This is a genomic window from Paracoccus contaminans (genome assembly GCF_002105555.1).
Classification (GTDB): Bacteria; Pseudomonadota; Alphaproteobacteria; order Rhodobacterales; family Rhodobacteraceae; genus Paracoccus; species Paracoccus contaminans.
In genome coordinates this window covers 842,906-862,772 of the sequence record NZ_CP020612.1, presented here as the reverse complement: position 1 = coordinate 862,772, position 19,867 = coordinate 842,906, and the positions used below count along the sequence as shown (strand labels likewise).

The window sequence follows — 19,867 nt, the reverse complement described above, 5'->3', positions numbered from 1 at the left end:
CACGTCGGCCTATCGGTGGTGTCGTCATTTTCGTGCTTTTCCGGGGGCAACGGGACGACCGGGATACATCAGCTGCGATCCCTCGCCCACCACCACGTCACCCGGCGACAGCCCGGCGCTGACGACAAGCTGTTCGGTGCCATAGCGTTCAAGCGTCACCTGCGCGATGCTGACGGTGTTGTCGGGGCCGATTTTCCAGACGGCCGGCCCGTCGCCGGTGGCCGTCAGGGCGGTCCAGGGCAGCTCGATGCCGCTGCCGACCGGCAGGTGGACGGTGCCGACCACCGCCGCGCCCAGCAGCGAGGGATCGAGCGCGCCCTCGATCGCGACGCGGACGGTGACCGCCCCGGTGGCGGAATCGACCAGCGGCGATATCTCACTGACCCTGCCGGCAAGATGCCGGTCGGGATGATCGATCGGGCGCAGCTCGACCATGGCGCCGGGGGCCCGGCCCAGCAGGGGCGAATCGGGGATGTGGAACACGGCCTCGGACCCGGTCAGGGCGGCCAGCGACAAGATCGGCTGCGCCGCGCCCACGACCTGTCCCGGCTCGGCCATGCGGGCTGTCACCACGGCGTCCTGCGGGGCCTTCAGGATGGTATCCTCGGCCGCGCGGCGGGCCTGATCGGCCGCGGTGCGCGCGCCCTCAAGCTGGCCCTGTGCCGAAGACAGCGCCTGCTGCGCGGCATCGCGCGCGGCGCGCGTGCCCACCCCCCGGCCCAGCAGGGCCGCGGCCCGGTCGGCGGCCTGACGGGCCTGCAGCACGGCCGCCTGCGCCGCCGCCACGCCCGCCACGGTGCGGGCCAGCGCCTGCTGCTGCTGGACGCCGTCGGTGCGGGCAAGCGGCTCGCCGGCGCTGACGCGGTCGCCCGCCTCGACCATGATCTCGACGATCCGCCCCCCGCTGGGAAAGGACAGCTGGATGCTGTCCCTGGCCTCGACCGTGCCGGTCAGGCGGGCAGAGAATGTCAGCGGCTGGCGCACGACGTTCACATATTCCACCTTCAGCGGATCGACCGGGGCGGCGGCGTCCTGGGCCCGTGCCGGGGCAGCCAACATGGTTCCCAGCAGGAGCGCAGGCAGGATAAAGGGCTGCGTCGTCATGCGATTCACCATCTGTTCGCGCCATAAGATGACAGCCCGTGCCTGATGAAAAGACCATCCTCAGGTCACGGCGGCGCGCTGATGGTATTCGGGGCGATCCCAGCTGGCGCTGCGCAGGATGCCGGCCAGCCGGTCCACCGCGCCTTCGACATCGGACATGTCGTTGAACAGGGGCGCAAAGCCGAAGCGCAGCACGTCGGGCGCGCGGAAATCGCCGACCACGCCCTGGGCGATCAGCGCCTGCATGACGGCATGGGCCTGCGGATGGCGCAGGCCGACCTGGCTGCCGCGCCGGGCCGGATCGCGGGGCGAATGCAGCGTGACGCCGGGGCACGAGGCGTCGATGCCGGCGATGAAGGCCTCGGTCAGCGCGACCGAACGGGCGCGCAGATCGGCCATCTGCACGCCCTCCCACACGTCAAGCGCGGCGTCCAGCGCCGCCAGCGCGATGACAGGGGGCGTGCCGACGCGCATCCGCTCGATCCCCGCGCCGGGGCGATAGTCGCCGTCAAAGGCAAAGGGCGCGGCATGGCCCATCCAACCCTGTAGGCAGGGCTGCGCAGCCTCGGCATGGCGCGGATGCACCCAGATGAAGGCGGGCGAGCCGGGGCCGCCGTTCAGGTATTTGTAGGTGCAGCCGACCGCGAAATCGGCGCCCGCGCCCAGCAGGTCCACATCCACCGCCCCCGCCGAATGGGCCAGATCCCACACCGCCAGCGCGCCGGCCTCATGCGCCCGCGCGGTCAGGGCGGCCATGTCGTGACGCCGCCCGGTGCGGTAATCAACCTCGGTCAGCATCAGCACGGCAAGGTCGGGGCCGATGGCATCGGCCACATCCTCGGGGGCCACCACGCGCAGCTCGGCCCCGGTGACGCGCGCCAGCCCCTGCGCGACATAGAGGTCCGAGGGAAAGTTGCCGCTGTCGGACAGGATGACCCGGCGGCCGGGGTTGAGCGCCAGCGCCGCGGACAGGGCCTGGAACACCTTGATCGACAGCGTGTCGCCCATGACGACCTGCCCCTCGGCCGCGCCGATCAGGGGCGCGATGCGGTCGCCGACGCGGCGCGGCTGGACATACCAGCCGGCCCTGTTCCAGCCGCCGATCAGCATCTGCGCCCATTCGTCCCGCATCATCGCCGCCACGCGCTCGGCCGCCGCCACCGGCATCGGGCCCAGCGAATTGCCGTCCAGATAGATCACCCCCTGCGGCAGGTGAAAGGCGGCGCGGGTGCGGGCAAAGTCGGTCAAGGCAGGGTTTCTTCGTTGCAGGCGCAGGGGGGGGCGTGGGGTCTCAGCCGTTCAGCTGATAGGCCAGTCCCATCTGTTCGATGTCAAGGTCGCGTTCGAGATTGTGCAGGACCTCGTCCTCGATCTGCCCGGCCCGGTGCAGGCGGATCAGTTCGGCCCGCGCCGCGTCGATCGACCGGTTCAGCAGGTCGAAATGCCGGACCAGCCTTGGATAGGACTGTTCGTGATTGTGGACGAACTGTTCGGTCGCGGCCACCCGCATCTGCGCCTGGTCCAGCAAATGGGCGTGAACGAGGCTGCCGTTGGGGCCGTAGGCGTTCTGTTCGATCACCGCAAGGCGCACGCGGGCCAGGGCGGTTTCAGCCTCGGCCAGGCTCATCGGGGCGGGGGGCTCCAGATCCTGCGGCTTGACCCAGCCGATCAGCGCGGCAAGGCTGGTGCCCTGCACCACGACCGTGGCAAAGATCACCGCAAAGGCGGCGACCAGCATTAGATCGCGCCCCGGCATCGTTTCAGGCAGCGTCAGCGCGATCGCCAGCGTCACCCCGCCCCGCATGCCCGCCCAGCCAAGCACGGCTGCCTGCCGCATGCCCAGCGGGCGCGCCCCGCGCATCCCGGCGCGGCTGAGCAGCGCCCGCATCCCGTCGGTTGCGAAGATCCACACGAAGCGGGCAAGGATCACCGCCAGCACCACCCCCGCCAGCGGCACCGCCATGGTCGAGGCGACCGCCCCCATGCCTCCCATCCGGTCCACCACGTCGCGCAGTGAAAAGCCGATTAGGATGAACACCATCGCCTCGAGCACGAAGACCAGCACGCTGTTGAAGGCGATGCCGCGCAGCCTGACCGCGGCGGAAAAGATGACATGCTGATACCAGCCCATCACCAGGCCCGCCGTCACGGTCGAGATCACGCCCGATACGTGCAGCCGCTCTCCTGCCAGATAGGACAGCCAGGACAGCAGAAGGCTGACCAGCAGGGTCAGCGTCTCATCGCGCATCCGCCTTGCGACGACCACCCAGGCCGCGCCCGCGGCCAGGCCGACCAGCACGCCGCCGAGGAACAGGCGGGCGAAATCGGCCGCGACGGCGCCCGCGTCGAACACCCCGCTAAGCGCGGCGGCGACGGCAAAGCGGAACAGCACCAGCCCGGTGGCATCGTTGACCAGGCTTTCGCCCTCGATCAGGGCGGTCAGGCGGCGCGGCAGGGTGACGCTTTGCAGCACCGCCCGCGCCGAGACGGCATCGGGCGGCGAGACGATCGCCCCCAGCGCAAAGCAGGCCGCCCATGGCAGCGAGGGCACCAGCCAGTGCGTCACCACCCCCACGGCCAGGGTGGTGAAGACCACCATCCCGATCGCCAGCGACAGGATGCCCGGCAACTGCCGCCCGAACCGCCCCAGCGATGTGGAAAACGCCCCGTCCATCAGCAGCGGCGGCAGGAACAGCACCAGCACCAGATCGGGGTCGGCGACGAAATGCGGCAGGCCCGGCACAAAGGCCAGCGCCCCGCTGCCCACCAGCAGCGCCGCCGAAGGCGGCAGCCGCAATGTCAGCGCCAGCCAGTAAAGGCCGACGATGACCGTCAGCAGCGCAAGCGTCAGTTCAAAGGTGTCGGCAACGCTCATTCTGGTGCCCCTTGATGGTGCAGGCCGTGGCGAAGGGCCGGGGGGCGCTCGCGCCTAGCCCTCGATACGGGAAAAATCGGCGATGCGGCGGCCGGTTTCGCGGATGCGGTGCAGCAGGTTCAGGCGGTTTCGGCGCACCATCTGGTTGTCGGTGTTGACCTGCACCGAGCCGAAGAAGGCGTCGATGGGCGCGCGCAGGGCGGCGATGGCCGACATGGCGGCGGGGAAATCCTCGGCCTGCATGGCGGCCTCGATCCGCGGCTCGGCGGCATCGAGCGCGGCGAACAGGGCGCGTTCGGCATCGGTTTCGGCGAATTTGGGGTCGGCGCCGAACGAGTATTCCACGCCGTCCTTGTCCTCGGCCTGCGCCAGGATGTTGGCGGCGCGTTTCAGCCCTTGCAGCAGGTTGGTCCCGTCCTCGGTCGCCAGCATCGCGTTCAGCGCGGTGGCGCGGGCCACGACGAGCGTCAGGTCATCGCTGCCCGGCATCGCCAGCACCGCGTCGATCACGTCATGGCGGATGCCCTGTTCGCGCAGGTGGACCTTGAGGCGGTCATGGAGGAAGGCGAGGAGGTCGGAGTTGAGACGATGAAGTCGGTCATCACCGGAGACAATCCGGTTTTCGCCACCAGCACCGTCTGCGTCCAAGTCGTCAAAAACTGTGCCGTAAAAGTCCCGAACTCTATCTTCGAGCAGTGCTTGGCGGAAATCCTCAAAAGATAGACAATGCTCAACAACCCCAGTTTGTGGGTCTGGCACACCGAGCCGCCGCCAATCTTTCGCAGGCCCCGATTGGGAGGAGTGAACGGCAATACCCTCTGACAACGTGGAGTAATACCAGCACCCGGAAGAAGCAGATTGGACTATCTGATTCACCCCGACCCGCACCCCATTCCCCAGCACCAGCCGGATCACCCCCAGCGCCGCCCGGCGCAGCGCATAGGGGTCCTTGCTCCCGGTCGGCTTTTCGTCGATTGCCCAGAACCCGGTCAGCGTGTCCAGCTTGTCGGCCAGCGCGACCGCCACCGACACAGGGGCCGAGGGCACCGCGTCGCTTGGCCCCAGCGGCGAATAATGGTCGCGGGCGGCGTCGGCCACCGCCGCATCCAGCCCGGCCTCCAGCGCGTAATAGCGGCCCATCGTGCCCTGCAATTCGGGGAATTCGCCCACCATCGCGGAACGCAGGTCGAGTTTCGCGACCCGCGCGGCCTGTTCGGCCAGCGCGGGATCGGCGCCCACCGCCGGCGCGATCTCGCGGGCCAGGGCGGCGATGCGCTCGATCCGATCGTGCTGGGAACCCAGCTTGGCGTGGAAGGTCACGGCCTTCAGCCCCTCGGCCCAATCCTTCATCCCCGCCTTTGCCTCGCGCAGGTCGTTCGACCAGAAGAAAGCCGCGTCCGACAGCCGGGCGGCCAGCACGCGCTGGTTGCCGTGCAGGATCGTCGCGCCCTGGTCGGGCGTCTCGATATTGGCGACGGTGACATAGCCCTCGATCCGGCCCGTCGCCGGGTTGCGGGCCGACAGGAACTTCTGGTGTTCCTTCATCGAGGTCTGCAGCACCTCGGACGGCAGCGACAGGAAGCGCTCCTCGATCACGCCCATCAGCGGCACCGGCCATTCGACAAGGCCCGCCAGCTCGGTCATCAGCGCGTCGTCGGGCACGATCTCCCACCCGCGGGCAAAGGCGAGGTTCGCGGCCTCTTGCCGGATCGCGGCCTCGCGTTCGGCGGGGTCCAGCATGACACGCGCACGGCGCAGTTTCGCGGCATAATCGTCAAAGCCCGTCACGCTGAACGCATCGGGCGCCATGAAGCGGTGGCCGCGCGTGGTATCGCCCGCCGTGATGCCGTCAACCGTCAGCGGCACGACCTGCGCCCCCGCCTCGTCGGTCAGCAGCGCGATGATGGAATGCAGCGGGCGGACCCAGCGCAGGGTGCCGGAACCCCAGCGCATCGACTTGGGCCAGGGAAAGTCGCGGATGGTGCGTTCCAGCACCTCGGCCACGATCGCGGCGGCGGGGCGGCCGGGGCGGGTGATGACGGCGAAATACACCTCGGCCTTCTTGTCGGCGCGGCGTTCCAACTGATCGAGGGTCAGGCCGGTCGAGCGCAGGAAGCCCTGCAGCGCCGCATCGGGGGCGTCGGTGCGCGGGCCCTTGCGTTCCTCGCGCACGGGTTTGCTGGCCGCGTCCAGCCCCTCGACGGCCAGCGCCAGGCGGCGGGGCGTGGAAAAGGCCCCGGCGCTGCGATAGGTCAGGCCGGCATCGACCAGCCCCTCCGTCACCAGCCGTTGCAGATCCTGACGCGCGCGGGCCTGCATCCGGGCGGGGATCTCTTCGCTGAAAAGCTCGATCAGCAGGTCCATCAGTCCATCACTCCGCGTTCCGGGGTCTTGTCGTTGATCTGCTGCCAGCCAAAGGCGCGCCCGTCGGGATAGACGGCGATGATGCGGTCCACGTCGGGGCGCATCTCGGGCTGGACCAGCCGCGCGGTTGCCGCGCCGCTGGCCAGATCGGCGGTCAGGCGGCCTGCGTCATAACAGGAAAACCAGCCCGGCCCGATCAGCGGGGTCGGCTTGTCGAACACGGGCAGGGCTGCGGCCGCGGCGGGGTCGAGCGTCATGCAGGCGCGCCACTTGATCGGGGACGAGCTGCCGTCGATCCCCTGGAAATCGCGCAGCGCAAGGCTGACCGGCGCGCCATCCGCCGCCACCGCCGCCAGTTCCCCCTGCGGCGGCAGGCGGTCATAGAAGGCGTATTCCTGTGCATACCACATCCCCGCCCCGGCCCCCAGCGCCGACAGAACCAGGGCCGAGGCGAGCAGCTTGCCGGCGGTCACGCTCACGCCGGCATTCCCCCGGTGGCGGCGTCGGTCGTCATGAACAGGTCGGCGCAGCGTTTGGCCAGCGCCCGGACGCGTCCGATATAGGCCTGCCGTTCAGTGACCGAGATCACGCCGCGCGCGTCCAGCAGGTTGAACAGGTGGCTGGCCTTGATCGCCTGGTCATAGGCCGGATGCGCCATCGGGATACGCCGGCCCGCGCTGTCGGTTTCGGCGGCATCGAGGATGCGGGCGCATTCCGCCTCGGCGTCCTTGAAATGGGCCAGCAGCATGTCGGTGTCGGCCTGATCGAAGTTCCAGCGCGAATATTCGCGTTCCGTCTGGCGGAAGATGTCGCCATAGCTCAGCGGGATCGGCGCGTCGGGGCTGTTGAAGGGCATGTCCATGACATGCTCCACCCCCAGCACATACATGGCAAGGCGCTCGAGCCCGTAGGTCAGCTCGCCCGAGACGGGGCGGCAGTCATGGCCGCCGACCTGCTGGAAATAGGTGAACTGGCTCACCTCCATCCCGTCGCACCACACCTCCCATCCCAGGCCCCAGGCGCCGAGGGTCGGGGATTCCCAGTCATCCTCGACAAAGCGGACATCGTGGATCATCGGATCGAGGCCGATGGCCCGCAGGCTGCCCAGATACAGGTCCTGCAGGTTGGGCGGGCTGGGTTTGATGATGACCTGATACTGGTAATAGTGCTGCAACCGGTTCGGGTTCTCGCCATAGCGCCCGTCGGTCGGGCGGCGCGAGGGCTGGACATAGGCCGCCGCCCAGGGGCGCGAGCCCAGCGAGCGCAGGGTGGTCGCGGGATGAAAGGTGCCGGCCCCGACCTCCATGTCATAGGGCTGCAGCACCGCGCAGCCGGTCGCCGCCCAATAGGATTGCAGCCGCAGGATCACATCCTGAAAACAGCGCGGGCGGTCGTCGTGGGTCTGGGGGCTGGTCATCAGGCGCGGCCTTTCGCATAACTGACGCGAATTGAGGCCGCTGATAGGTCAGGGCCGGGTGCGGGTCAATCTGCCCCCCCAGGAAAGGGACGCCGATGCGCAAGCTTGTCACTCTGATCGCCGCCGCGCTGCCCGCTGCCGCCGCCGTCCCGGCATGGGCCGAACAGGTCGTGCTGCGGATCGAGGCGCGGCGCGCCGCGCAGAGCCAGGCGGTGGCGGATGACTGGGCCGGCCGGCTGCCGGGCGTTGTGACCTTTCCGCTGCCCGGCGGCTGGACGGGCATCGGCATCGGCCCCATGGAACGGGATGCAGCCGAGGCCGAGCTGGCGCGGCTGAAGGCGGCGGGCGCGATCCCGGCCGACAGCTTCATCGCGCCCGCGCCGGACGGCGTGGCGCCGGCCGGGAACAGCGCGTCCGGTCAGCCCGAGGCGGCGCAGACGGATGCGGCCGGTCAGGACGGGGCCGGTCAGGACGGGGCCGGTCAGGATGGGGCGGGGGCGGCCGCGCCGGTTGCCGCCAACCCCGCCGCCGCGGCATCGACTTTCGTGCCGCCCCGCGCCGCGCCCGATCCTGCCCCCGAGGCAGGCGCGCAGGGCGGTGATGGTGATGGCGCGGCTGTGCAAAAGGCCGGCGATGGGGCCGAGGGGAACAGGGCCGATGCCGATGCGCCCGCCGCCGCCCCGGCTGGCGCCGAACCTGTTGCCGCTGCATCGGGTGACGGCGCATCGGGTGACGGCTCATCGGGTGACGGCGCCGCCCCCGCCGCGCAGCTGGCCGAGGGCGATTATCTGCGCCTGCAGCGCTTTGAGACGCGCGAGGCCGCGGATGAGGCGCTGGCCCGCTGGCGCGCCGATTTCCCCGAAACGGGCCTGACGCGGCAGGCGGACGGCGCCTATGCGGTCACGCTGGGGCCGCTGCCGGCCGACATCGCCGCCGCATGGCTGGGCGCCCTGCGCGCCGCCGAACGGGTGGGCAAGCCGGGCGCGGTCGTGCCCGCCGCCGATCTGGGCACCGTGATCGTCCCCGGATCGGCCATCGATCTGCCCGGTCCCGGCACCGCGGCGATGCCGCCGCTCGACGAGGTACAGCGGGCGCTGCGCTGGGCAGGCCATTATGACGGGCGCATCGACGGCAAGGACGGCCCCCAGACCCGCGCCGCCATCGCCGCCGAGGTGCTGGCCCTGCGCGCCGCGCCCGATGCGGGCAGCGCCATGCAGGCGCTGATCGACCGCCGGGCGGCCTGGCGCGCCGGCATGGGGCTGGCGCGGCTGGACGATCCGCAAAGCGGGCTGTCGGTCACCGCCCCGATGGACCGCCTGCAATTCGACCGTAACGAACAGGGCCTGTCGATCTATGGCCCCAAGGACGGCTCGGGCGCGGCGCTGATCCTGTATTCTGCGCCCGGCGGACAGCAGGAGATGCTGGACTTTGCCGGCCTTGTCACGGCGCTGGGCTGGGTGCCCTCGCCCCAGCGGCGCGTCGATCCGGGCCAGGCCAGCCTCAAGGGGCGCAACGCCACGCATATCGGCCAAGCCGAGGCGCGCGTCGTCGATGGCCGGGTCGAGGGACTGGTGCTGATCTGGCCGGTGATGGACGAGGCCGACCAGCCTCGCATCGCCGCCGAGCTGATCGACAGCCTCTCGCGCACGCCCGCTGCGGCCCCCGCCGAAACCGGGTCCGAAGCCGGAGCAGCAACGGATGCGGCCGCCGCGGCGGGGGGCGACATCCAGGGGAACGATGCGCCGGCGGGCGATACGGCCGCAGCCGGCGAGGCCGCCAAGAGCGGCGGGGCCGTCAGTGATGCCGCCCCCGGCGGCAGCGCGGGGAGCAGTGCCGACACCGATGCCGGCGGCGGGCAAGGAACCGATCCCGCCGCCAGCAACGCGCAAGGGACCGCCCCCGCCGACACCGCCCCCGCCAGCGACACGCCCGGCCCCGCAGCCAACTGAGCGGCCCGCCGCCGCGCAAAGGCATGGCCGGGGGCCGCTTGCCCGATCGTCCGCCTCCTTGCAAAAAAAGGGCCGCGCGCGGCCTGATCGGCGGCGATCCTTGCCGATCTGCCGCGCCGAGCGCGGATCTTGTGCCCTTTGGCCTGCATGCGCGCCGCGCATCCTGCCTTCCAGGGCGCTGCCATGGGCACGCGGGGCCGGTGCCCCGCCGCTATTGCCGCCAGAAGCGGGGCATCAGCACCACGAGGACCGTGATCAGCTCAAGCCGGCCCAGATACATCCCCCCGATCATCAGCCACTTGGCCGGGGCTGGAAAGGCCGCCACGCTGCCATTCGCCGTCACCTCGGGCCCCCAGGCGGGGCCGACATTGGCGATCGCCGTCCAGGCGGCCGTCAGGGCCGTGCGCGCGTGCAGCCCCGTCAGCGCCAGCGCCACGATCAGCACCCCGAAGGTGATCACGAACAGCGTGAAGAACGCCATGACCGAGTTCACCACCTCGGGGTCGAGCCGCCGGCCCTGCAGGCGCAGCAGGCTGACCCGGCTGGGCGATTGCAGCTGGGCAAGCTGCGCGCGCAGCGCCTGGAACAGCACCTGATAGCGGAACACCTTGATCGAACAGACGGTCGATCCGGTGCAGCCCCCGATCAGGCCGGCCGCGATCAGCAGCACGAAGGGCAGGTGCCCCCACATCGTCACGTCGACCGAGGCATAGCCCGTGCCCGACATGATCGTGACCACGTTGAACGACACCTCGCGCAGCAGCCCCGGCGAGGGCGGCACGCCCTGCCACAGCGCCAGATACAGCATGATCAGCACGCATAGCACCAGGGCCGTGCCCAGATAGCCGCGGATCTGGCTGTCGCGCAGCAGCGGCCCCACATCGCCATGCAGCGCCTGCAGCATCCGCATGAACGGGATCGAGGCGAGCAGCATGAACACCGTCGAGGCCACCTGCGGGCTGCCCGTGAAGGGGCCGAAGCTGGCATCGTAGCGCCCGAACCCGCCGGTCGAACAGGTGGTCAGCGCATGCATCACCGCGTCAAAGCCGCCCATCCCCAGGGCCGCATAAGTCGCCGCGCAGGCCACGGTGATGGCAAGGTAAAGCTGGGTCATCTCGGCGGCGATGGCATTGGCGCGGGGCATGGCCTTGCCCATGGTGTCAAAGCCCTCGGAGCGGAAGAACTGCATCCCGCCGACCCGCATCACCGGCAAAAACACCATGGCGACCACGACGATCCCCAGCCCCCCCGACCATTGCAGGATGCCGCGCCACAGGTGCAGCCCCAGCGACAGCGCATCGAGCCGGGGATAGGCGGTGGCCCCGGTGGTGGACATGCCCGACATCGCCTCGAAGACGGCATCGGTCCAGCTTGTCCCGGGCAGGGCCGCCCGGATCGGCACGGCCCCGACCAGGGGCAGCACCAGCCACAGCCCCGCGGTCAGCAGGAAGGCCTGCTCGACGATCATCGTGGCGTCGTGATGGCGGGTGGCGATCGCCACCATGGTCCCCAGCGTGATGGTGGCCGCCGCTGTCACGGCGAAGACCTGCCAGGTCGGATCGCCATGCACCCAGTCGACCACGGCCGGCGCCAGCATCAGCGCGCCCATTCCGACTGCAAGTTTGGCTATCGCGTGGACGACGGGGCGCGTGTCGATCATGGCGCCTGAGTGCCCGCACCGGGCGAAGGGGTCAAGCCTGCCCGCTTGCGCGCGGCCGGCCGGTCGGGTAAGCGCAACAGGGCGCGGGTGTAGCTCAATGGTAGAGCAGCAGCCTTCCAAGCTGAATACGTGGGTTCGATTCCCATCACCCGCTCCATCCCCTTCCTCCGGGCCTTTCGCCCTGCCGCTCGGCGCGCGCCCGATGGGCTGATCGCCATGCGCGGCCATGTCGGCGGCAGGAACGCCGCCGTGGACATCTGCGCGCGGCCCGCGCCGCGCCTGCGGCGGCGCTGGTGCTTGGGCAGCAGAGGCAGGCCAGTCGCTATCCCGCCGCCCCGCCTTTATCCTTTGGTCCGCCCGCCTCCGGCAGCGGGAACAGGCGCGGGGAACCGGGCGGGGATGCGCCCGCGCGCTCAGCCCCGCATGCGGCGGCGGATCGCGCGCGAGACGGCGTCGGCCCCGGCGGTGATCGCCATGGCCCCGGCCAGCAGCACCAGTACCCGGTCCACCCGCAGCTCGGCCAGGGCGCTGTCGATGTAAAAGCCCAGCGTCGCCACCCCCAGCAGACCCATGACCGCCGTCTCGCGCAGGATGATTTCCCACCGATAAAGGCACAGCGCCACGAACCGCCCCGACAGGCGCGGCGCCAGTTCCCATGCCCACAGCACCAGCCCGCGCGGCGCATCCGGCCGCAGGGGCAGCAGCATCGCCTCGCGCCCCAGCAGATGGGCGATGATCGCCCCGTTGTGCAGCGCCAGCGCCAGGATCGCCGGCAGCATCGACGGACCCAGCAGCTGCAGGAACAGATAGGCCAGCATGTATTCGGGAAAGGACCGCAGCACGACCAGCAGCAGATGGCCCAGGGGACGGGCGCGGCCCGCCACCCGCGGCACGACGGCGGCAAAGCCGGCAAAGGCCAGCATCCCGGTCAGCGCCAGCGCGATCTGCCCCACGATCAGCGTGGCCAGCGTGCCGGGCAGCGCCTCGTGGCGCAGGATATTGCCCAGCCACGACAGGAATGCGCCCGCTCCCGCGCCCATGCGCAGGGGGGCGGGGATGATGTCCTGGGTCACAAAGCGCCACAGCGCCCCGCCGCCCATCGGGGGATGGGCGATCTGCGCCAGCCACAGCGCCGCCCCCCCGATCCACAGCGCCAGCGCGCGGGGCCGCAGCCACAGGCGCAGCGTGGCGATCAGCAGGATATAGATCGCCATGATCGCGCCGGCGGCGGAATAGGCGCCCTGCCGGAAGAATGTATCAAGCTGGAACCCCAGCGTCGGCAGCCCGATGAAGCCCAGCACCGCCGAGGATCGCAGCCCGCATTCCACGCGATAGAGCAGATAGGACAGCATCGCCGGCGCGACCAGCGGCAGCCGCGCCCACAGAAAGCGGCTGAGCGCATCGGTGCGGGGCGGCAGCAGCTGCGCAGGGCGGGGGTCGGCCTCCTCGATCTGTTCGGCAAAGACCTTGGCGAAGATCCCCGCATAGGGCAGGGCGATGGCCAGCACCCCGGCGGCCGGGCTGATGCCCAGCACCTGCATCAGCACCAGCGCCCAGAACAGCTCATGCACCGAGCGCAGCGCGGTGGACAGCGCGCGCACCCCTCGCCGGTGCCAGAACGGCGCCAGCGCAAAGCCCCCTGCCGCCCCCGCCGCGACCCCGGCCAGCGCGAAGGCGAGGGTCGAGGCAAGGGCGCCGCCCATGTCCTCGATCGCCGAGAAGTCCGGCGTCACGAAGCCCCTGAGCATCCGCAGCATCGCCGCGCCCGACTGCGGCACCGAGGATGCCAGGTCCGCAAAGGGCAGCGCCAGCAGCGCCAGCCCCAGGCAGCCGCCGATGACGGCCCCGCTGCCCAGCCGCTCAGGCCGCATACAGCGCCTCGATCGCGGCCGGATCGACCCTGGCGGGCGGGGCGTCGAACGCGATGCGGCCCGCCCGCAGGCCGATCAGCCGGGTCGCATGGGCGCGCGCGAGCGCCACGTCATGCAGCGCAAGGACGCTGGTGGGGAACCGCTCGCCCATCAGGGCCAGCAGCGCCTCGGCCTGGGTCTCGTCCACCGCCGACACCGGCTCGTCCGCGATCAGCACCGCGCCGCCGCGATAGAGGGCGCGGGCCAGCGCGGTGCGCTGGCGCTGGCCGCCCGACAGCGACTGCACCGGCCGGTCGATCAGCCCGTCAAGGCCCAGCCGGCCCAGCAGGGGCGCGGCCTCGGCCCGGCGCGCCCGTCCGGGGCGGATCAGCGTCACCAGATTGGCGATGGCGCCGTGATCGTCCAGCCGCCCCATCAGGGTGTTGCGCAGCACCGACAGCTGGGGAACCAGCGCATAATCCTGCGGGGCCAGCGCCACGCGGTGCCCGCCCGCCATCAGCCGTTCGTGCAGAGCGTTCAGCAGCGTGGTCTTGCCCGACCCCGACCGGCCCAGCAGCACCAGCCGCTCGCCCGCCGAAAGGCCGAGCCTGACATCAGGCAGCACCGCGGCGCCGCCATGGCCCAGCGTCTCGCCGTCAAGGCGGGCCAGCATCATTCCAGCAGGCCCAGCTCCTTCGCGGTCTGCTCGATGGGGGCGTATTCCTCGTTGGTGGCGGGGATGAACGCCTCGCGCGGGAAGGATGCCAGCAGATCGGGATCGGTCATGCCGACCAGCGCGTCCTGAACCTTCTGCGTAAAGCCTTCGCCGAAGCGCTTGTCCGCGTCGCCCCGGATCACCCAGTTGTAGTCGGGGAAGGGCGGGGTCTTCCAGATGACGCGGGCGGTCTCGATCTCGGGCGCCTTGTCGGCGGCGGCCTTGTCATAGACGGCATAGTTCAGGAAGCCCAGCTGATAGGCCCCGGAGGCGACCAGCCGCAGCGTCTGGCTGTGATCGCCCGAAAAGCCCACGGTGGAAAAGAACGCCTCGGGCGCCCCGCCGGTCGCCTTGCGGACATGGTATTCGGGCATCAGCCGCCCCGATGTCGAGGTCTTGGCGCCGAAGGTCAGGCTCATCCCCTTGGCATTCATCGGGAAATCGGCCGAAGGCTGCAGCCCCGTGGCGGTATTGGCGATCAGATAGGCGACGAAGTCCGTATCCTCGCGCCCCTGGGCGATCGACCGCGCGCCCGGATTCCTCAGCCGGGCCTGAACCGAGGTCAGCCCCCCGAACCAGGCCAGCTGGACCTGATCGTTGGTGAAGGCGGTGACGGCGGCAGGGTAGGACTTGACCGGCACGAACCGGACATCGACGCCCAGCTTGCCGGACAGATAATCGGCGATTTTGGAAAAGCGGGCCGTCAGGGCGGTCGCGTCCTCGTCGGGGATGGCCGAGAAATACAGCGTCTCGGCCGAGGCCGCGGCGGCGGACAGCAGGCAGGCGGCGGCAGCCGCGATGGTGCGCAGGAAACGCATGAACCCTCCGAAGGTTGAAAGATGATCGCGGACGATGAACCCCGGAACATGGTTCCCGGATGACTGCGCCAGCCCTTCGGCCCTCGGCAGGATCGGAGTGCGGACCGCGCATCGGATCGTCGGGGCGGACTATGTCGCAACGCGCGCGGCCTGGCAAGCAACCGGGCCGGGCAGGACCGGGGCGGCGCGGGCAGGGCGGCTTGCCAGGCGCGCCGGATGCTGAATGACACCCCCGGCCCTTGCCTTGGGCGCAGCATGGTGAAGGGCGTGGCGGCAAAGCAGGGGGCAGGGCAGCCTCGCCGCGCAGGCCGCCCCCGGCAAGGGGCGCGCCTGGCGGCGCGCAGTGCCCGCCCCGCTTCCGCCCGGCAGTCCCCGTGCCCGAGCCCGGCCCCGCCTGCGCCGATCTTGCCCCCTTTTGTCATCCAAGCGAAGCTGCCGCGCATCTGACGGCGCCCGGCGGCCCGCCGCGCGGCCGCCTGCCCGCTGCCAGGGCGGCCGGGCCAAGGCGGGGCCACCTGCGCCTGTTTGCCGCCCGCTGGTCACAAAGGCGCGGCGGAACGGCGCGGCGGGGCGATCCTGCCGGGCACGCCCTTCCCCCGGCGCCGATCGTGCCCCATATTCGCTGCGCGCCCCGGATGCGCGCAAGGAAAGGTCTTTCGATGTCCCGCCATGCCATGCAGCGCCTGTCGTTCTTCCTGCTGATGGGCGTGACGCTTTATGCCTCGCTGGGGCTGGGCTGAAGGGGGCGGGCATGGCAAGGCGTTTCGGGGGACGCTATTCGCCGGACGGGCGGGAGCCGGACGGGCCGGCAGCGGCCGGGGCGGGGGACAGGGCGGCGGGCACGCCGCCCCGGCCGGCCGCGGCGGCGCGGCACCCTCACGAATCCCGCACAGCCTGGGTGACGGCCATGGCGACGCCGTTCCTGCTCTCCGCCCCCTTTCACGATCCGTTCGGGATGGCGGCGAATCTGGGCGCCTTCGGCCTGACGGCGGGCGCCATGTGGCTGACGCGCGAGGGGCTGCGCGCCGAGGCGGCCTATGACGCCCGCCGCGTGGCGCGCCGCCCCGCCATCCCGCGCAAGCTGTTCGGCGGCATCCTGACCGGGCTGGGCCTTGCGGTGGGCACCGCTGAGCCGGCCGCCCTCGGCTCTGCGGCGGTCATGGGCGTGACGGGGGCGCTGCTGCACTGGCTGGCCTTTGGCCCCGATCCGATGCGCGACAAGGGCATGGAGGGCGTGGACAGCTTTCAGCAGGACCGCGCCGCCCGCATGGTCGAGGGGGCCGAGGCCCATCTGCGCGCCATGTCGGGCGCGATCCTGCGCACCGGCGATCGCCGGCTCGAGGCGCGCGTCGCCGGCTTTGCCGCGACCGCCCGCAGCCTGTTCGATCTGGTCGAACGCGATCCCGCCGGGCTGGGCGCGGCCCGCCGTTATCTGGGCGTCTATCTGCAGGGTGCGCGCGATGCGACGGCCAAGTTCGCCGATCTTTACGCCCAGACCCGCGACCCCCGCGCCCGCAGCGACTATGAGGCGCTGCTGGACGATCTGGAGCGCAGCTTTTCCGCGCTGGTGGGCCAGTTGCACCAGGGCGGGCGAACCGATCTGGACATCGAGATCGAGGTCCTGCGCGAGCGGCTGGCCCGCGAGGGCGTGACCGCCCCGCCCCTGGGGCTGGAAAACCGTCCCGAGCCGACGGCCGCCCAGACCTTCGGCGCAGCCCTGCGCGAGACGATCCGCGACCGCAGCCGCTGATGCCGCGCTATGCCTTCAAGGTCGAATATGACGGCGGGCCCTTTGCCGGCTGGCAGGCGCAGGCGAGCCAGCCCTCGGTGCAGGGCACGATCGAGGCCGCGCTGGCGCGGCTGGACCCGGGTTTTGCCGCCGGCGCCCGGATCGCGGCGGCGGGGCGCACCGATGCCGGGGTCCATGCGACGGGGCAGGTGGCCCATGCCGATCTGGCGCGCCCATGGGACCCGTTCCGCCTGACCGAGGCGCTGAACTGGCATCTGGGGCCGGCGCCCGTCGCCATCCTGGCGGCGGCAGAGGTGCCCGGCGATTTCCACGCCCGTTTTTCGGCCAGGGGGCGGCGCTATCTGTTCCGCCTGCTGGCGCGGCGCGCGCCCTCGGTGCTTGAACGCGGCCTCGTCTGGCAGGTCAGGCATCCGCTGGATGCCGGCGCGATGCGCGAGGGGGCGGCGCATCTGGTCGGGCGGCACGATTTCACCACCTTCCGTTCAACCATGTGCCAGGCGCGCAGCCCGCTCAAGACGCTGGACCGAATCGAGATCACCGAACATCCCGTGCCGCACGGAACCGAATACCGCTTTCACCTGGCCGCGCCGTCCTTCCTGCACAACCAGGTGCGCTCGATCGTCGGCACGCTGGAGCGGGTCGGGGCGGGCGCCTGGCCGCCGGGCCGGGTGGCCGATGCGCTGGCGGCGCGCGACCGGGCGGCCTGCGGCCCGGTCTGCCCGCCGCAGGGCCTCTATCTGGTGGGGGTGGATTATCCGGGTGATCCCTTCGCCGCGATCAGCGGCGGCGCACCCATCCGGGCCGGATCACCGTCATGACCGTATTGGCGATGATCCACAGATCCAGCGCCAGCGTCCGGCGGCGCTGATAGATGCGGTCCAGCCGCAGCTTGGTCGGCAGGCAGCGCCGGTAATAGGCCGCCTCGGTCGCCTCGGCGGTGTGGCAGCGGGCGAGGATGCGATCCTCATGCGCGTGATAGATCAGCGTGGCCAGCCCGGTGACGCCGGGACGGGTCCGCAGCACCTCGGCATAGCGGCGCGGAAAGCGTTCGACATATTCGCGCAAGGGGGGGCGCGGGCCGACAAAGCTCATGTCGCCCATGAGGATATTGAACAGCTGGGGCAATTCGTCGATGCGGCTGCGGCGCAGGAACCGCCCCATCCGGCTGATGCGCCAGGCCTTGTGCGCGCCGGTCGCGCCGCCATCATCGGCCACATGGCTCATGGTGCGGAACTTGATGAGCTTGAAGGGCTGGCCCGGCGCCCGCATCCGTTCGGACACGTAAAGGATCGGGCGCCCCTCGAACACGGCCAGCAGCCCGGCCACCACCAGCATGACCACCGACAACGGCAGCAGCAGCAGCAGCGCCAGGACCACATCGAACAGCCGCTTGCCCAGCGTCATGCGCGCACCCCGGTCAACCGCCGGATCGGCAAGCCTGATGGACGCGCGCACGGGGGTCAACCCGGGCGCACTGGCCGCTTCCCAATCGTGCTGGATGGTCACGCGTCTCGCACTCCTGACCGGATGGGGCGCGCATAGCATGCCGGCCGGGTGATGCAAACGCGCCATGCGGCGATTTTCCCCAGACTTGAGGAGTCGGCGCGCTTTTGCCACCCTTGGGCCCTGACGGGGAGTTGTGGGATGCGAAAGTTTCTGGTCGTGCTGGATGACAGCAACGAATGCCTGAACGCGGTCCGCTATGCCGCGATGCGCGCGGCCTCGACCGGGGGGGCGGTGCAGGCGCTGGGGGTCATCCCGGCCGATGACATCCAGCACGGCTTCGGCGTGGCCGAGGTGATGCGCGCCGAGGCGCGCGAGCGGATCGAGGCGCAATTCGAGGTTTACGCGAAATGGATGCGCGATCGGCCGCGCATCGAGCCCGAACTGGTTGTGCGCGAAGGCGACCCGGCGACCGAGCTGCTGGCGCAGATCGGCGCGGATGGCGATATCGGCGTTCTGGTGCTGGCCGCGGCGACCGGATCGGGCGGGCCGGGGCCGCTGATCACCCGCATGATGCGCGAGATCTCGGCGCTGCCCTGCCCGCTGACGATCGTGCCCGGCAGCATCTCGCGCGAACGGCTCGAACAGATCACCTGACCGGCCGCGCCGCGCCCCGCGCATGGCGCGACCTTGACGAAGCAGGGTGCGCGCAACCATATCGGCACCGCAGCAGGAGCGCGCCCCATGTTCATTCAGACCGAGACAACGCCGAACCCCGCCACGCTGAAATTCCTTCCCGGCGAGACGGTCCTGGCGGCAGGCACCGCCGATTTCCCAAGCCGCGAGGCCGCGGCGGCCAGCCCGCTGGCGGCGCGCATCTTTGCGCTGGGCAGCGTCAGCGGGGTCTTCCTGGGATCGGATTTCGTGACCGTGACCAAGACCGACGAGGCGATCTGGGACCAGATCAAGCCCTCGATCCTGGGCGCCATCATGGATCACTATCAATCCGGCCAGCCTGCGGTGTCGGAAACGGGCGCGGCCGTGGCGGGGGGACATGCCGATCAGGACGGCCCCGATTCCGCCATCGTCGGCCAGATCAAGGAACTGCTGGATACGCGCGTGCGCCCGGCCGTCGCCCAGGACGGCGGGGACATCACCTTTCACGGGTTTGATCGCGGGATCGTCTATCTGCACATGCAGGGCGCCTGCGCCGGCTGCCCCTCGTCCACGCTGACGCTGAAGATGGGTATCGAAAACCTGCTGCGCCATTACATCCCCGAGGTAGTCGAGGTGCGGCCCGTTGCCTGATCGGGCAATGCCGGCATCCGCGCCGTTCGTCCTTGGCTTCGACACATCGGCCGCGCATTGCGCGGCCGCCGTCGTCCTGGAGGGGCGCGTGCTGGCCAGCCGGACCGAGCCGATGGCCCGCGGCCAGGCCGAGCGGTTGTTTCCGCTGATCGAATCGGTGCTGTCCGAGGCGGGGATCGGCTGGTCCGATCTGGCGGCGATCGGTGTGGGCGTGGGGCCGGGGAACTTTACCGGGGTGCGCATCGCGGTTGCTGCGGCGCGCGGGCTCGCCCTTTCGCTGGGCGTGCCCGCCCATGGCGTCAGCGCCACCGAAAGCGCCGCTGCCGGCGCCCCGCGCCCCTGCCGCGCCGTCGTTCCTTTGCGCGGCGACGAGATCGCCTGGGAAGATTTTGCAGCCGGCAGCGCGCCGGAGCCTGCCGCAGGCGACGCGCCCTGGCCGCCCCTTGCCGGTTCGGGGGCAGCCGACGGGGCAAAGCCGAGTGCGGCAGGCGAGGACGCGGCTGAGGCGGCCATGGGCGGGCGCGCAGGCGCGGCAGAAGCCAGCATGGCCCAAGCCGCCATGGAAGGAACAGGCGCGCAAGCAGACGGCGCGGCAGGGGCCGGCGCGGCTGAAG

Annotated in this window: 16 protein-coding genes, 1 tRNA gene and 1 pseudogene; 7 read left to right on the top strand and 11 right to left on the bottom strand. The window is 70.8% G+C overall.

What is annotated here, in order from left to right; all coding sequences use genetic code 11:
• Positions 1-24: 24 nt before the first annotated feature.
• The 6 genes from B0A89_RS04190 to B0A89_RS04165 form a co-directional block, all read right to left on the bottom strand.
• A complete protein-coding gene (locus tag B0A89_RS04190) occupies positions 25-1,059 on the bottom strand; it encodes an efflux RND transporter periplasmic adaptor subunit (RefSeq protein WP_169712130.1) in 1,035 nt (344 codons plus the stop codon).
• Positions 1,060-1,164: 105 nt separating this feature from the next.
• Positions 1,165-2,352: a kynureninase gene (gene kynU / locus B0A89_RS04185; RefSeq protein WP_085377058.1), complete on the bottom strand. Its 1,188-nt coding sequence runs from the start codon at positions 2,350-2,352 to the stop codon at positions 1,165-1,167.
• A gap of 43 nt (positions 2,353-2,395) precedes the next feature.
• Entirely contained in the window at positions 2,396-3,979 is a 1,584-nt protein-coding gene (locus tag B0A89_RS04180) for a Na+/H+ antiporter (protein ID WP_085377057.1), read from the bottom strand.
• Between the two features lie 54 nt (positions 3,980-4,033).
• Entirely contained in the window at positions 4,034-6,346 is a 2,313-nt protein-coding gene (gene glyS / locus B0A89_RS04175; protein ID WP_085377056.1) for a glycine--tRNA ligase subunit beta, read from the bottom strand.
• The gene (locus tag B0A89_RS04170; RefSeq protein WP_240558634.1) at positions 6,343-6,822 is read right to left on the bottom strand and encodes a DUF6446 family protein; all 480 of its coding nucleotides are present in this window, start codon (positions 6,820-6,822) and stop codon (positions 6,343-6,345) included. Before B0A89_RS04170 ends, glyS begins: the two co-directional genes overlap by 4 nt.
• Positions 6,819-7,760, bottom strand: a complete 942-nt coding sequence (locus B0A89_RS04165; protein ID WP_085377054.1) for a glycine--tRNA ligase subunit alpha — start codon at positions 7,758-7,760, stop codon at positions 6,819-6,821. Before B0A89_RS04165 ends, B0A89_RS04170 begins: the two co-directional genes overlap by 4 nt.
• A gap of 95 nt (positions 7,761-7,855) precedes the next feature.
• On the opposite strand from B0A89_RS04165, the gene B0A89_RS04160 reads away from it, so the two are divergent.
• Positions 7,856-9,709 carry a peptidoglycan-binding domain-containing protein gene (locus B0A89_RS04160; RefSeq protein WP_085377053.1) on the top strand — a complete coding sequence of 618 codons (1,854 nt, stop codon included), beginning with the start codon at positions 7,856-7,858 and terminating at the stop codon, positions 9,707-9,709.
• Positions 9,710-9,920: 211 nt separating this feature from the next.
• Here B0A89_RS04160 and B0A89_RS04155 read toward each other — a convergent pair whose 3' ends face one another.
• The gene (locus tag B0A89_RS04155) at positions 9,921-11,369 is read right to left on the bottom strand and encodes a TrkH family potassium uptake protein (RefSeq protein WP_085377052.1); all 1,449 of its coding nucleotides are present in this window, start codon (positions 11,367-11,369) and stop codon (positions 9,921-9,923) included.
• 83 nt (positions 11,370-11,452) lie between these two features.
• On the opposite strand from B0A89_RS04155, the gene B0A89_RS04150 reads away from it, so the two are divergent.
• Positions 11,453-11,526, top strand: a tRNA-Gly gene (locus B0A89_RS04150).
• A gap of 256 nt (positions 11,527-11,782) precedes the next feature.
• On the opposite strand, the gene B0A89_RS04145 is transcribed toward B0A89_RS04150, so the two are convergent.
• The 3 genes from B0A89_RS04145 to B0A89_RS04135 are packed head-to-tail and all read right to left on the bottom strand — an operon-like array spanning position 11,783 to position 14,752.
• Entirely contained in the window at positions 11,783-13,240 is a 1,458-nt protein-coding gene (locus B0A89_RS04145) for a PhnE/PtxC family ABC transporter permease (RefSeq protein WP_085377051.1), read from the bottom strand.
• A complete protein-coding gene (locus B0A89_RS04140) occupies positions 13,230-13,895 on the bottom strand; it encodes an ATP-binding cassette domain-containing protein (RefSeq protein WP_085377050.1) in 666 nt (221 codons plus the stop codon). Before B0A89_RS04140 ends, B0A89_RS04145 begins: the two co-directional genes overlap by 11 nt.
• Complete coding sequence (locus tag B0A89_RS04135) at positions 13,892-14,752, bottom strand: putative selenate ABC transporter substrate-binding protein (protein WP_085377049.1); 861 nt, start codon at positions 14,750-14,752, stop codon at positions 13,892-13,894. Before B0A89_RS04135 ends, B0A89_RS04140 begins: the two co-directional genes overlap by 4 nt.
• 751 nt (positions 14,753-15,503) lie before the next feature.
• On the opposite strand from B0A89_RS04135, the gene B0A89_RS04130 reads away from it, so the two are divergent.
• Together B0A89_RS04130 and truA are read left to right on the top strand one after the other, a co-directional pair.
• Positions 15,504-16,502, top strand: coding sequence for a 5-bromo-4-chloroindolyl phosphate hydrolysis family protein (locus B0A89_RS04130; protein ID WP_085377048.1), 999 nt, complete (start codon positions 15,504-15,506; stop codon positions 16,500-16,502).
• Positions 16,502-17,320, top strand: a complete 819-nt coding sequence (gene truA, locus B0A89_RS04125; RefSeq protein WP_085377047.1) for a tRNA pseudouridine(38-40) synthase TruA — start codon at positions 16,502-16,504, stop codon at positions 17,318-17,320. Before B0A89_RS04130 ends, truA begins: the two co-directional genes overlap by 1 nt.
• Here the strand turns inward: truA and B0A89_RS04120 are convergent.
• Positions 17,280-17,906 carry a sugar transferase gene (locus B0A89_RS04120; protein WP_085378742.1) on the bottom strand — a complete coding sequence of 209 codons (627 nt, stop codon included), beginning with the start codon at positions 17,904-17,906 and terminating at the stop codon, positions 17,280-17,282. The genes truA and B0A89_RS04120 overlap by 41 nt on opposite strands.
• A gap of 240 nt (positions 17,907-18,146) precedes the next feature.
• Here B0A89_RS04120 and B0A89_RS04115 point away from each other — a divergent pair, with 240 nt between their 5' ends.
• The 3 genes and pseudogenes from B0A89_RS04115 to tsaB form a co-directional block, all read left to right on the top strand.
• Positions 18,147-18,602 carry a universal stress protein gene (locus B0A89_RS04115; protein WP_085377046.1) on the top strand — a complete coding sequence of 152 codons (456 nt, stop codon included), beginning with the start codon at positions 18,147-18,149 and terminating at the stop codon, positions 18,600-18,602.
• A gap of 87 nt (positions 18,603-18,689) precedes the next feature.
• Positions 18,690-19,253 (top strand): NifU family protein, encoded by a 564-nt coding sequence (locus B0A89_RS04110; RefSeq protein WP_085377045.1) that lies wholly within the window; start codon positions 18,690-18,692, stop codon positions 19,251-19,253.
• A gap of 7 nt (positions 19,254-19,260) precedes the next feature.
• Positions 19,261-19,764 (top strand): annotated as a pseudogene (gene tsaB / locus B0A89_RS15440) (tRNA (adenosine(37)-N6)-threonylcarbamoyltransferase complex dimerization subunit type 1 TsaB); the annotation flags it as partial.
• Between the last annotated feature and the right edge of the window lie 103 nt (positions 19,765-19,867).